At 33.4% G+C, this 14,506-nt stretch carries 8 protein-coding genes; 5 read left to right on the top strand and 3 right to left on the bottom strand.

Going from position 1 to position 14,506, the window contains the following annotated elements:
• Nucleotides 1-2 precede the first annotated feature (2 nt).
• Nucleotides 3-359, bottom strand: coding sequence for a DoxX family protein (locus M4I23_RS17730; RefSeq protein WP_158851172.1), 357 nt, complete (start codon nucleotides 357-359; stop codon nucleotides 3-5).
• Nucleotides 360-506: 147 nt separating this feature from the next.
• Here M4I23_RS17730 and M4I23_RS17725 point away from each other — a divergent pair, with 147 nt between their 5' ends.
• Nucleotides 507-2,135, top strand: coding sequence for a carboxyl transferase domain-containing protein (locus tag M4I23_RS17725; RefSeq protein WP_249755287.1), 1,629 nt, complete (start codon nucleotides 507-509; stop codon nucleotides 2,133-2,135).
• A 72-nt stretch (nucleotides 2,136-2,207) separates the two neighbouring features.
• Here the strand turns inward: M4I23_RS17725 and M4I23_RS17720 are convergent, their stop codons facing one another.
• On the bottom strand, nucleotides 2,208-4,130 hold the full coding sequence (locus M4I23_RS17720) for a long-chain fatty acid--CoA ligase (protein ID WP_249755286.1): 1,923 nt from the start codon (nucleotides 4,128-4,130) through the stop codon (nucleotides 2,208-2,210).
• A 475-nt stretch (nucleotides 4,131-4,605) separates the two neighbouring features.
• Here M4I23_RS17720 and M4I23_RS17715 point away from each other — a divergent pair, with 475 nt between their 5' ends.
• From M4I23_RS17715 to M4I23_RS17700, 4 genes are all read left to right on the top strand, one after another.
• Complete coding sequence (locus M4I23_RS17715; protein ID WP_249755285.1) at nucleotides 4,606-5,034, top strand: hypothetical protein; 429 nt, start codon at nucleotides 4,606-4,608, stop codon at nucleotides 5,032-5,034.
• A 50-nt stretch (nucleotides 5,035-5,084) separates the two neighbouring features.
• Nucleotides 5,085-10,949 (top strand): BspA family leucine-rich repeat surface protein, encoded by a 5,865-nt coding sequence (locus tag M4I23_RS17710; RefSeq protein WP_249755284.1) that lies wholly within the window; start codon nucleotides 5,085-5,087, stop codon nucleotides 10,947-10,949.
• Nucleotides 10,912-11,688 carry a gliding motility-associated C-terminal domain-containing protein gene (locus tag M4I23_RS19975; protein ID WP_249755283.1) on the top strand — a complete coding sequence of 259 codons (777 nt, stop codon included), beginning with the start codon at nucleotides 10,912-10,914 and terminating at the stop codon, nucleotides 11,686-11,688. The genes M4I23_RS17710 and M4I23_RS19975 overlap by 38 nt, the downstream gene beginning before the upstream one ends.
• 10 nt (nucleotides 11,689-11,698) lie before the next feature.
• Nucleotides 11,699-12,619 carry a PorP/SprF family type IX secretion system membrane protein gene (locus tag M4I23_RS17700; protein WP_249755282.1) on the top strand — a complete coding sequence of 307 codons (921 nt, stop codon included), beginning with the start codon at nucleotides 11,699-11,701 and terminating at the stop codon, nucleotides 12,617-12,619.
• A 74-nt stretch (nucleotides 12,620-12,693) separates the two neighbouring features.
• Here the strand turns inward: M4I23_RS17700 and sppA are convergent, their stop codons facing one another.
• A complete protein-coding gene (gene sppA, locus M4I23_RS17695) occupies nucleotides 12,694-14,457 on the bottom strand; it encodes a signal peptide peptidase SppA (RefSeq protein ID WP_249755281.1) in 1,764 nt (587 codons plus the stop codon).
• Between the last annotated feature and the right edge of the window lie 49 nt (nucleotides 14,458-14,506).

The raw sequence follows: 14,506 nt of genomic DNA, 5'->3' as shown, positions 1-14,506 counted from the left end.
AATTATTTATTTATTCGTTTATTAAAAATATACGATATTATTAAAAACACTAACGCTAATGCTGCTGTCATGTGTCCACCATCATTAACCATAATATGGGCCGAAAACGCTAAAATAAAGGCAAAAAAGAAACCAGAATACGCCCACTCTTTTAATGCTTTAAAATTAGGATTCCATACGGCAAATAAACCGAGTAATTTTAATCCTGCATAAGGGTAAATTATGTACGACGGATAGCCTAAACTAGTAAACGCGCCAACAATGGCTTCATGCTTAAAAACATACATGTAAACCGAAAACAATACAATTACAGATAATAAACCTGTTGCGATATAAAATATAATTTTATCTCTTTTCATCTTTTTTTATTTCATTATTAGATCACAAAACTAGTAAATTAAAATTTATATTCCAAGGAATATATTTCCATGGTTTGTATTTTAACAAAATATTCGCTTTATAATTGATTTTTGGTTTTGTAAATTCGTGCAAATAAAATTTCGATAATGGACATCAACTTCAATAAAAACGAAGATCATAACAAACTCTTACTTTCCGAATTAAAAAAACGCCTTGTTAAAGTAAAATTAGGTGGCGGAAAAAGTCGTATTGAAAAACTGCACGCCAAAGGTAAAATGACGGCTAGAGAACGTATTGATTATCTATTAGATTCTAAAAATAAATCGATTGAAATTGCTGCTTTTGCAGGTGAAGAGATGTATGCTGAACACGGTGGATGTCCTTCTGGAGGCGTAGTGGTAAAAATAGGCTATATAAAAAATAAACAATGTATTGTTGTTGCAAATGATGCTACGGTAAAGGCTGGTGCATGGTTTCCCATTACTGGGAAGAAAAACTTGCGTGCCCAAGAAATTGCTATTGAAAATAGGCTACCTATTATCTATCTGGTAGATTCTGCTGGCGTGTATTTGCCTTTACAAGACGAAATTTTTCCTGATAAAGAACATTTTGGACGTATTTTTAGAAACAACGCCATAATGAGTAGCATGGGCATTACACAAATTGCGGCTGTTATGGGAAGTTGTGTTGCTGGTGGTGCTTATTTGCCAATTATGAGCGATGAAGCTTTAATTGTAGACAAAACAGGAAGTATCTTTCTTGCCGGAAGCTATTTAGTGAAAGCGGCTATAGGAGAAAGTATAGATAACGAAACTTTAGGAGGAGCCACAACGCATTGCGAAATATCGGGTGTTACCGATTATAAAGCCAAAGATGATGCCGACGCTTTAAATACTATTAAAAATATTATTGATAAAATTGGTGATTTTGATAAAGCGGGATATAACCGTAGTGAAGCTAAAAAGCCAAAAGAAAATCCTGAAGATATTTACGGGATTTTACCAAAAAGTCGTGCAGATCAATACGATATGCACGAAATTATTAAGCGTTTAGTCGATAACTCGGAATTTGATGAATACAAGGCTGGTTATGGAAAAACTATTATAACTTGTTATGCTAGAATTGACGGTTGGGCAGTTGGTATTGTTGCCAACCAACGTAAATTAGTTAAAACTGCTAGCGGAGAAATGCAGTTTGGAGGTGTTATTTATAATGATAGTGCAGATAAAGCCACACGATTTATTGCCAATTGTAACCAAAAGAAAATTCCTTTGGTGTTTTTACAAGATGTTACTGGTTTTATGGTAGGAAGTAAAAGTGAGCATGGTGGTATTATTAAAGATGGTGCCAAAATGGTAAATGCTGTAAGTAATTCTGTAGTACCAAAATTTACTATTATTATAGGAAATAGCTACGGAGCTGGGAATTACGCCATGTGCGGAAAAGCATACGACCCTAGATTAATTGTAGCTTGGCCAAGTGCTGAACTTGCCGTTATGAGTGGGAATTCTGCTGCGAAAGTGCTACTTCAAATAGAAAAAGCATCTTTACTAAAAAAAGGAGAAGAAATTACACCGGAAAAAGAAGCTGAACTTTTTAATAAAATTAAAGATCGATACGATAACCAAGTATCTCCTTATTATGCGGCAGCACGTATTTGGACCGATGCTATTATAAACCCTTTAGATACCAGAACATGGATAAGTATGGGTATTGAAGCAGCGAACCACGCTCCTATTGAAAAACCTTTTAATTTAGGATTATTACAAGTATAAAAAAGAGCGACTTAACAGTCGCTCTTTTTTTAAATTATTTTTTAGAAAATATTCCGAAGTAAAAACCTCAACTTATTCAGAATACATTTTATCAATAAGTTCTTTGTATTTTTTCAAAATTACTTTTCGTTTTAATTTTAAAGTGGCCGTAATCTCTCCTGCTTCAATACTAAACTCTTTTGGTAATAGAGTAAATTTCTTAATTTTTTCAAACTTTGAAAACTCTTTTTGCAACTCCTCAAAACGCTTTTCAAACATATCTTTAATTTGATTATTACTAATCAAATCTTCTATATCTTTAAAACTAATTTTATGCTCTTCAGCATATTTTTTAATATTCTCAAAACTGGGCACAGCCAAAGCGGTTACATATTTTTGTTGATCTCCTATTACCGCAATTTGCTCAATAAAAGAATCACCAATTAATGCTGTTTCTAGCTTTTGAGGAGCAATATATTTTCCTCCCGAAGTTTTCATTAAATCTTTAATTCTATCCGTAATAACTAAGTTTCCATATTTGTCAATTTTTCCTGCATCACCAGTTTTAAACCAACCATTTTCAAAAACTTCCGCAGTTGCCTCAGGTTTTTTGTAGTAACCTCTCATAACTCCTGGCCCTTTCACTAAAATCTCATTATTAGCACCAATTTTAATTTCAGATCCTGTAATTGTTTTTCCTGCAGAATTAAATTCAAAAAATTGATTTCCAAACAAAGAAACCGTAGCAGTTGTTTCTGTTAAACCATAACCACATTTAATATTTAACCCAAATGAATGAAAAAACGAAACCATATCCGGTACTAAAGGAGCACCTCCACAAGGCATAAATTTTATATTTCCACCAAAGACATCCCGTAATTTACTAAGCACCAATTTATCTGCTATTTTATATTTCAGCTTTAGCTTTAAAGGCACTTTTTTATTAAGACGATGATACTTGTTATGGTATGCATTTCCAATTCCCAAAGCCCAACTTGCTAGTTTCATTTTAGTTGGAGAAGCTTCTTTTCTTTTTTCTTGAATAGCCGTGAAAATTTTTTCAAAAATTCGTGGTACCGTGCACATTAAAGTTGGTTTAACTTCTTTTAAAACCTCAGCAATTTTTTTTGGATCTTGGTTAAAATAAACTTGAATACCCTGTTGCAAACAGAAGAATACCCAACTGCGCTCGTAAATATGACTTAATGGTAAGAAACTTAAAGAAACATCGTTTTCATCAACATCTAATTCTGCTTCGTGTACTTTTAAAGACGATGCAAAATTATTATGGTCTAACATAACGCCTTTTGGTTCTCCTGTTGTTCCAGAAGTGTAAATTATACTTGCTAAATCATTTAATTCAGATTCAAAATGTCGCTTTTCTAATTCTGCTTCAATACTTTTTGGAAATTCAGCATTTATAAAATCGGTAAAATAAACGGCATTTCTATGATTTCTTAAATCAACCGTTTTAGTTAAAACAACTATTAACTTCAGATATTTATTATCCTCTGAAATATTTTCGACTTTGTCAAATTCTTCTTGATCACCAACAAACAACACGCTAATTTCAGCATCGTTTACAACATATTCTACTTCCTTTTTAGAGTTGGTTGCATAAATTGGAATACTTACGGCTCTTACCCCCATAATCCCAAGGTCTGTAATAATCCACTCTGTCATATTTTGAGCAAAAACACCAATATTATCTTGCTCTTTTATTCCGAAATTAATTAAAGCCTTCGAAACTTGTTGGATTTGACGGTAAAAAGAATCCCAAGAAATTCCTTTCCAACTTTGTGAAGCTTCATCTTTATAAAAAATAGCCTCCTTAGTTGTAAATCGCTTCGTGTTATCCTTAATTACTTCTAATAAATGTTTGTAATTCATAATTAATGTTTCGATTATTTTCAAAACTTTTGTGTAACCTTCAAATTTACGAATAATTAGATGACTTAAACATAAATTACTATTTTGATTGTCACTATTAGATATAATACCTTTAACCTTCAACATATCATTTTTGGAAGCACTTCTCTTTAAAGGTTTTGATATGAATTAACTAATCTTATAAATTCTAATCTATAACCACCTTTATCATCTCCTCTACCTGCCTCTACTAGTTTAACTACCTCTTCTAAACTGGTTTTATATTAGTATTTAGAAACTCTTAACCTATAAGCCTTGTACTTTAGTTGAGTTAAATTCTACTTGTGGTTTCAAATTTTTAGCTATTGTAAAGCATATCTCTTAACGAACATGAACAGCATTTTTTCACTGAATTCAGGGTGAAAAAGCTAACTAAAAAACAAGACATTTGCATGATATAAATAAATATGACATCAAAAAAAATATTCTTATTAGAAGGATTAGAATTAACGAATGCCTTTATAACTTATTTTAAACCTTGGGCTTTAACCCATTCGCCTATTCAAGTACCTTTCAAGATAATCACTTTACAATACCAGAATCATATAAAACGGTAGTTCAAATGTATAACACAATACTATTTGGTGTTGGAGCACCTAACTATATAGAATTTAATGGGTATGATGTTGAATCTCTTTCTTCTGAATTTATGTTGGAAGAACTTAAAGGTGATAAGGAAATACGTCAAAGGTTTTGTGATGCTGGTCAAAATTGGATTATATGGGATCATCAACGAAAAAATACTTTAAGAGAACCTGTTATTGTAATTGCTGACCATGGTTTAACCGTTGAAGATATCGATGATTTCCCAGGACAAGATAAAATAGCTTTCGGTATAGGAGGACTTTTTTTAAGATTGATGAGCCAATTTATATTAAACGATACTGATTACGAATGGGATATAATAAATTTAAAATCACCAATGAATGAGGCTTCCTTTTTAACCAATTTAACTCACTTAATCGAAATAAAACAACACTTTAACCGGTAAAAGTTAAATTTTAACAGTATTTTAGCCGCATATATCTTTAAATCCCTAATATGAAATATATAATTAACCTGCTCTTTTTATTTTTAAGTCTCACTTCATTTTCACAAACGGAATTCTTATCTCTTTGGAATACTTCGAATACAGACACAGGGACTTCTGCTATTAATGAAATTGCAATACCAACAAACCCAAGTTACACTTATAATTACAACGTAGATTGGGGAGATGGACAGACTGACGCGGGAGTTACTGGAGATATTACCCATACCTATGCTACTCCAAACACATATACTGTAACTATTGATGGTACTTTTCCTTCTATATATTTTAACAATCAAGGTGACAAATTAAAAATTATAGAGATTTTAAATTGGGGTAACATCCAATGGCAAACTATGGAAAACGCTTTTTATGGTTGTGAAAATTTAAATTTTGATGCCATAGATTCTCCTGACTTATCACAAGTGACTTCTCTTAAAAACATGTTTAAAGCTGCCACATCTTTTAACGGTATTATCAATAATTGGGACATCAGTACTATTACCAATATTTCAGGTTTGTTTTACGGAACAGATATCTTTAATAGACCTCTAGATCTATGGAATACAGGAAATGTAACAGATATGTCTGAAACATTCTATCGTGCGTCAAATTTTAACGAACCCTTAGACAATTGGAATACGGCACAGGTAACAAACATGACCAAAATGTTTTATTCTGCTTTTACGTTTAATCAAAATATAAATGGTTGGGATGTTAGTAGAGTCACGGATATGTCTTACATGTTTTATGGTACTATTTACAACCAACCTTTAAACAACTGGATAGTAAACAATGTTACTAATATGTATTACATGTTCTACTCATCAGATTTTAATTTACCCTTAAATAACTGGACTGTTGATAATGTTACCAATATGTCTAGAATGTTCGGACAATCGGAGTTTAATCAACCTATAGAGATTTGGAATGTTAGTAATGTTACCGACATGTCTTACATGTTTTATAGGCATAGAACCTTTGACCAACCTTTAAACGAATGGGATGTTAGCAATGTTACTAATATGACGAGTATGTTTGATGGATATAGCTGGGGTGGTAAATTCAACCAACAATTAAACAATTGGGTCGTTAACAATGTAACAAACATGAGTTTCATGTTTAGAGATAACAGATATTTTAATCAACCTTTAAATAATTGGATTGTTAGTGCGGTTACAGACATGGAATCGATGTTTGAAGATACCGAAATCTTTAATCAGGATATTACAGGTTGGGATGTTAGTAATGTTATTGACATGAGTTCTATGTTTGAAGATGCCGATGCTTTTAACCAAGCTATTGCTAGCTGGGATGTTGGTAATGTTACCAATATGAGCTCTATGTTTTATTTAACTGACACGTTTAATCAGCCTCTTGAAATTTGGGATGTTAGTAAAGTTAGAAACATGAGTTCTATGTTTAATCGAGCGCTAGCATTTAATCAAGCGTTAAATGGTTGGGAGACCTCGGCTGTAACCAACATGTCTTACATGTTTTATACTTATAACACTGTTACAGCATTTAACCAGCCTCTAAACAACTGGGATACTTCTGCCGTATCAAATATGTCTGCCATGTTTGGAAATGCGTCTACATTTAATCAAAGTTTAGGTTCTTGGAACATAAGTAACATATCAAATATGTCTGATATGTTAGACAACTCGGGGCTTTCTCAAACTAATTATGATAATACATTAATAAGTTGGGAATCGCAATCTGTAAAAGATAATGTGACTCTTGGTGCTGCTGGATTAAATTATTGCGACAGTAGAGATCAACGACAAAACCTAATAGATAATTCTAACTGGACAATCAACGATGACATTATTAACTGTTCGTTTGTGCTTTGCACCTCTTTGGTTTCTCCTGTTAATGGTGATACTAACGTACCTTCTAACACTAATATAACTTGGGAAGCCGTACCTGGAGCTACAGGTTATAAAGTTAGTTATCGAATAGAAAACGGAGGTGCCATTACCGCTACAGAAACCGATTTAGACGTGGGCTACGTTACTGGTTTGGACTTTACATCAGATCTAACTCCTGGCGACACTGTTTATGTAACCATTGTGCCTTACAATACAACTGATGGTGATGCTACAGGGTGCACAGAGGAAAGTTTTACCGTTATATCTAATTGGGTAAACGATCCTACCGCTTTTAAACTTACGATTGACACGAGCATAGCAGAAAGCTACACTAGTGCTGCAAATCAACTTGAAATAGATGCTAATTCTGGGTATCCAGATTATTTAACTTATAACTACTCTATAGATTGGGGAGACAATCAATTTAACAATAATGTTACAGGAGATATTACACATACTTACCTTGTTCCTGGTATTTATACTATCAGTATTATTGGAGATTATCCTGCTCACTATTACTCTTCTTATTTTTCTGACAGCAAGAAACTTCTATCGATAGACCAATGGGGAACCCAGCAATGGCAATCTATGAAGGATGCTTTCTACGGATGTTCGAATATGGAATACAACGCCACAGATATACCAGATTTATCACAGGTAACAACCGCGTATCGTATGTTTGGATCAGCTAGTCTTTTTAATGGTGATATAAACGATTGGGATGTTAGTAATATAGAAGACATGTCTAGTATGTTTCAAAGCGCAACTGTTTTTAACCAGCCTTTAAATGATTGGGATGTCTCTAGCGTCACCAATATGCAGTATATGTTTTCTAGTACGAGAAATTTTGACCAACCACTAGACAACTGGATTACAAGTAATGTTACAAATATGCTCGGAATGTTTTCATATGCCAGTATATTTAATCAAAACATCAACAACTGGGATGTAGGTTCCGTAACTACCATGAGGCGCATGTTTGATAGAGCCAGTCTATTCAATCAACCGTTACTCGGTTGGGATGTGTCATCTGTTAACTCCATGGAAGAAATGTTTAACGACGCAATCGCTTTTGATCAACCAATAGATAACTGGATTGTTAGCAACGTTACCAACATGTCTTCTATGTTTGAAAACGCCACAGCATTCAATCAAAATATTAATAGCTGGATTGTAAGTGCCGTTACTGATATGAATTCTATGTTTAACAGTGCTACAAACTTTAACATGCCTTTAAATAATTGGGATGTGACTTCTGTAACCAACATGCAATCTATGTTTGAAAGTGCTGAAACGTTTAACCAAAATATTAATACATGGAACGTAACCAATGTTATAAATATGGCGTCAACGTTTGAGAGTGCTAAAGCCTTTAACGAACCATTAAACGGTTGGGACGTTAACTCTGTAGTAGATATGACTTCTATGTTTGAAAGTGCTGAAGTCTTTAATCAGCCATTAAACATTTGGAATGTAAGTGCTGTTGCCAACATGACTTCTATGTTTGAAAAAGCTTTGATTTTTAACCAAGACTTAAGTACTTGGAATGTTAGCTCTGTAACTTTGATGCCTTCTATGTTTGAAGATGCTAGAGCCTTTAACCAACCTATTAACACTTGGAATGTTGCTTCTGTTACAACCATGGAAGAAATGTTTAAAAATGCTATTGTTTTTAATGAATCATTAGACAATTGGAACACAGGAGAAGTATTAACCATGGAGGAAATGTTTAGTGGAGCAACTGCTTTTAATCAAAACATAGACAACTGGAATGTTTCCTTTGTAAAGACCATGGAAGCCATGTTTAAAAATGCTTCAAGCTATAACCAAACCATGAATTCATGGAATGTTGCCTCTGTAACAACTATGGAAGAAATGTTTAGTGGGGCCACTGTATTCAACAAGATTATTGATAGTTGGAATGTTAGAGCCGTTACTACCATGGAAGAAATGTTTTATAATGCTACCGCTTTTAATCAAACTATTAATAGCTGGCGAGTTTCAAATGTCTTAAATATGGACGCCATGTTTAGAAACGCCTCATCTTTCGATCAAGCGTTAGATCGTTGGGATATTGGAGAAACAAGTATGCGTTATATGTTTAGCAATGCTACGGCTTTAAACCAAGAGTTTAGTACTTGGGATGTTAGTCGTGTTACTAACATGCAATATATGTTAGATAATACAGCATTAACTAGAGAAAACTATGATGCAACTTTAGTAGCTTGGTCTAAGCTAGTCTTAACTCCTAACATAAACCTTGGAGCTCAAAGCTTACTTTATTGTGACGCCCTGGAAGAAAGACAATCCATGATTGATACTTATGGTTGGACATTTACAGGTGATATTTTAGACTGCCCGATTCCTGCTTGTACCCAACTTATTTCTCCTGCAAATGGAGATACAGATGTACCTGTTAATACAAACCTTACTTGGGAACCTACTCTTTATGCCAGAGGATATAAACTAACGGTTATAACTCAACCCGGAAACGTTTTATTAGTAGATAACGAAACAGTAACAGATCCATCGTATCAATTTTCATTAGATTTTTCAGGCAATGAAATTGTAGAAGTTACTATTACTCCTTTTAATGATGAAGGAGAACCAACAGGGTGTACCATGGAAAGTTTTACTATTACCAACAATAGTGTTCCAACAGTTCCTGAATGTACTTCTTTAACAACGCCTTTAGATGAAACTATAGATATTTCTGTAGAAAGCAACTTAGAGTGGACGCCAATTGCGAATGCAGATGGATATAGAATTACAGCAGGAACAACTTCAGGTGCTACCGATATACTAAATGATATTGATGTAGCCAATGTAACGGTTTACGATTTACCTTCAGACCTTCCTGAAAACACTAAAATTTATATCAAAATAACGCCTTATAATGCCACTGGAGATGCAACAACCTGTTCCGAAGAAAGTTTCACTACAGAAATTATCCCTGTTGCTCCAACGTGTACAAGCTTAACATCTCCTTTAAATGGAGCTACAGATGTTCCAACAGATACAGATATTAGTTGGAACGCTACACCAAATACAACAGGATACCTACTTTCTGTAGGTACTACAGGAGGAGGAATTGAAGTTCTTAATAATATTGACGTAGGTAATGTAACAACTTATGATCTTCCTGATAATCTAAATGCTAATCGATTAATTTTTGTAAACATTACGCCTTATAATGAAGTTGGTGACGCAACAAGTTGTAACGAAGAAAGTTTTAGAACAGGATCTTTTGCAAGCACAGATACTCAAACATGCACAAGCCTTACAAGTCCACTAAACAACGCAACAGATATTTCTATATCAACAAATTTAACTTGGGCTAGTAATGCAACAGCTAATGGTTATAAAATATCTATAGGCACCACAACAGGAGCAACAGATATTCTTACTCTAACAGATGTGGGCAATATAACAACCTACGATTTAGTAACAGACTTACCTGAAACTACTACTATTTTTGTTACTATAATTCCATACGGCGATATAGGTGATGCTACTGGATGCACAGAAGAATCTTTTACTACAGAAACCTTACCAACGGCTCCTAATTGCACAACACTTAATAATCCGCTAAACAATGATACAGATGTAGATATTACTGCAGATTTAAGTTGGATAGCTACAACAGATACCGCTGGATATATTATTTCCGTGGGAACAACTTCAGGCGCTACCGATATTTTAGATAACGAAGATGTTGGAAATGTAACAACTTACAACTTAACTTCAGATTTACCTGAAACAGAAACTATATTTGTAACCATTACACCATACAACGCGGTAGGCAATGCCACAGGATGTACTGAGGAATCGTTTGTTACAGAAACCTTACCAACGACCCCTAATTGCACAACACTTAATAATCCGTTAAACAATGATACAGATGTAGATATTACTACAGATTTAAGTTGGATAGCTGNCAGCAGATACCGCTGGATATATTATTTCCGTGGGGACAACCTCAGGTGCTACAGATATTTTAGATAACGAAGATGTTGGAAATGTAACAACTTACAACTTAACTTCAGATTTACCTGAAACAGAAACTATATTTGTAACCATTACACCATACAACGCGGTAGGCAATGCCACAGGATGTACTGAGGAATCATTTGCTACAGAAACACTTCTAACGATTCCCAATTGTACAACACTTAATAATCCTGTTAATAACGATATAGATATCTCAATAGAGACTACTATTGATTGGGAACCTGTTACAGGTGCAGATGGATACAAAATTTCCATAGGTTCTACATCTGGAGGAACACAGATAATAGATAATTATGATATCGGGTTTTCTACATCTTATAGTTTAGATAACGACTTACTAGAAGGAACGTCTTACTATGTAAATATCACGCCGTATAACGTTATGGGAGATGCTGAATCTTGTACAGAAAGCATTTTCACAACATTAACCCTTCCAAAAAATGATGTTAAATATGGGTTTTCGCCGGATAATGATGGCATTAATGATTTCTGGACCATTGAAGGCATAGAAGTCCACCCTGATAACATCGTTACTATTTATAACCGTTGGGGAGATATGGTATTTCAAACTAAAGGCTATAACAACACAACTAATGTGTTTAGAGGTATCGCTAACAAAAAGACCAAAATGGGAGCAGATATATTACCTGAAGGAACTTACTTCTTTAATTTCTCAATTAAAGGCTCACATAATTTTGACAAACTACAAGGCTTTGTTGTTATAAAAAGATAAACCCAAATCAATGAATTTCACAAAAAAAACAATAGCAATAGCTATACTTATAGGGTTTGCACACTGTATAAACGCACAACAAACACCTACATTTTCAGAATACAATTACAATCCTTTTATAATAAATGCAGCGTACGCTGGCTTAACAAAAAACACAGAGTTCTCTATGAGTAATACTGGTTTTTTCAATCAGTTCGAAGGTAGTCCAATAAGTTTTTCACTAAGTGGGCATGGCTCTTTAAATGAAAACAAGATGGGTATCGGTGCAGCCATAATACGAGACGAAATAGGTATTACCAAATCAACTTCTTTTTTCGCCGCATACTCGTATAAAATATTTTTTGATTTTAAAAGTAATAGACCTTATTGGCAATTGTATGATACAGGAGTTCTATCCTTTGGTATTACTGCTGGATTACAGCAATATCAAAGTAACTTAACCGAATTAGGTATCATAGGAGACCCTAAATTTGCCCAAGATATAAATACATCTATACCAACCATAGGTCTTAGTTTTCTTTTTAACCATGCTTCCTTTTACGTTGGTTTTTCGACTCCAAATGTTATGGGAGATAGCTTAGCTTCAGACAAAAACTTAGTACTAAACAGCCCTTATTATGGATATTTTGGTTACCGTATTTACAATAACCGCTTTGAAGATTTTATGATAAAACCAAATATGCTAATTAAATATGAAGATGGAGCACCATTACAAGCAGATTTTAATGTTGCGCTTAGTTTTAAAAATAAGTTTGAAATAGGAACAGGATATAGAACAAGTAATTCTATCAACTTTTTAGCTGGTATTTATTTATTTAATAATATGCGTGCTATTTACAATTACAATATAGCAAACAAAAATTCACCTTTAGGAAATACCCATGGCCTGATATTAAGCCTTCAATTAAATGAAGGTTATAGTAATAATTAATTACTTATAAAAAATTGAACAAAAAAAAACAGACACCTATCAAAGTGTCTGTTTTTTTTTGTTTATAAAATGGATTACTTCACATCCAAACTATAAGGAAATAATAACTGAATACCTTTACGTTGCGCATGGGCCTTCACTTCCTTATAAATATTATATTGCACTTCCCCAAGTTCATCTTTTAAAATAGTTTCTTTAGCTTTTACTAAACCAAACTCTTGTAGCATTTTATCTAAGTCCTTTTTAAAGATAGGAAATTCGTTAATTTTATAATCTTCAATTCCAGCAGCTTCGGCTGCATATTTTAAGGCTAAATCTAATCCACCTAACTCATCTACCAATCCGTTTTCCAAGGCATCATTTCCTGTCCAAACACGACCTTGAGCAATAGCCTTAACATCATCTTGGTTCATGTCTCGTCCATCAGCAACTCTTTTGGTAAACAACTCATAAATATCTATAATACCTTCTTTTATAAAAGCATGTTGATCTTCACTCATCGGTTCAAAAAAGCTAAAAGTTACTGCATTCTTATTTGTAACCACTTGTTCTGCATTAATACCCATTCTATCGGCTAAAACCTTACCGTTTGGCAACATACCAAACACACCTATACTCCCCGTAATTGTTGTAGGTTCCGCTATAATTTTATCTGCATTGCAAGCAATATAATATCCTCCAGATGCAGCAAGATTACCCATAGAAACAATTACAGGTTTTACTTTTTTAGTCAATTCAATTTCTCTCCAAATTAACTCACTCGCTAAGGCGCTTCCTCCTGGAGAATTAATACGTAAAACAACTGCTTTCACCTTATCATCCTCTCTTGCTTTCTTAAGAGATGCATTCATAGTACCTTGTCCAATATTATTCTCATCGCCTTCTCCATAGATAATTTCACCTTCAGCATAAATTACGGCTATTCTATTTTTGTTAGTTTTCAACTTCAACTTACTAGCTGTATGGATTGCATAATCATATATAGATATCGTTTTTAATTTTTTATCATTTTCAACACCAACGGCATATCTTAATCCATTTACATACTCATCATGATAAGCAATTTTATCAACCATTTTTGAGGACATTGCCAAAGTTGCATTTCTTGCTAAAAGGCTATCGGCAATAATATTTAATCTACTTTCATCAATCATTCTACTTTTAGAAATGTCTTGTTTCATTTCATTCCAAAGTGAATTTAAATACACCGTAATTTGTTCACGATTATTGTCGCTCATTTCATTTTCTAAAAATGGCTCAACAGCACTTTTATATTTACCAAAGCGAACCACTTCCATTTTAACTCCAGATTTTTCTTGAAAATCTTTGAAGTATAATTGTTCGGAAGACAAACCTTTAAACTCCATCATCCCAACAGGGTTCATATAAATAGTATCAGCAACCGAAGATAAATAGTAATCTTTTTGCGTATAAACATCGGCGTAAGCCACAATAAACTTTCCAGATTCTTTAAATTTTAAAAGTGCATTTCTTAAAGCTTTAGTTTGCGATATTCCAGCATCTATAAAATTATTATCAATAGAAATTCCTTTAATTTTATCATCTGTTGCCGCAAAATTAATAGCATCAATTATATTGAAAAGCCCATTTTTCTTGTCTTCATTTAAAAATGGATATTCTGCAAACTCAGTTTTTCCTGCGTAATCCTTAATAGGAAAATCTAGTTTTAGTTCTAAAATAGAATTGTCTCTTACTTGAACAACATCATCACCTCCAGAGCCGAAAATAGCTCCTAAAAGAACAATACCCAAAAAGAAAAGCACACAGAATAAAATAATTCCTGTTACTGTTGATAATACACGTTTTATAAAATCCATAATTATTATTTTTCTATAAGTATTAAAAAAAGCTGTAAAGTTACAGTTT

The organism is Algibacter sp. L4_22 (assembly GCF_023473045.1).
Classification (GTDB): domain Bacteria; phylum Bacteroidota; class Bacteroidia; order Flavobacteriales; family Flavobacteriaceae; genus Algibacter.
This window is presented reverse-complemented; position numbering and strand designations above follow the sequence as displayed.

Excerpts from the sequence above, each read along its gene's own strand:
- M4I23_RS17730 (WP_158851172.1), bottom strand. The coding sequence starts at position 359 with ATGAAAAGAGATAAAATTATATTTTATATCGCAACAGGTTTATTATCT.
- M4I23_RS17725 (WP_249755287.1), top strand. The coding sequence starts at position 507 with ATGGACATCAACTTCAATAAAAACGAAGATCATAACAAACTCTTACTT.
- M4I23_RS17720 (WP_249755286.1), bottom strand. The coding sequence starts at position 4,130 with ATGTTGAAGGTTAAAGGTATTATATCTAATAGTGACAATCAAAATAGT.
- M4I23_RS17715 (WP_249755285.1), top strand. The coding sequence starts at position 4,606 with ATGTATAACACAATACTATTTGGTGTTGGAGCACCTAACTATATAGAA.
- M4I23_RS17700 (WP_249755282.1), top strand. The coding sequence starts at position 11,699 with ATGAATTTCACAAAAAAAACAATAGCAATAGCTATACTTATAGGGTTT.
- sppA (WP_249755281.1), bottom strand. The coding sequence starts at position 14,457 with ATGGATTTTATAAAACGTGTATTATCAACAGTAACAGGAATTATTTTA.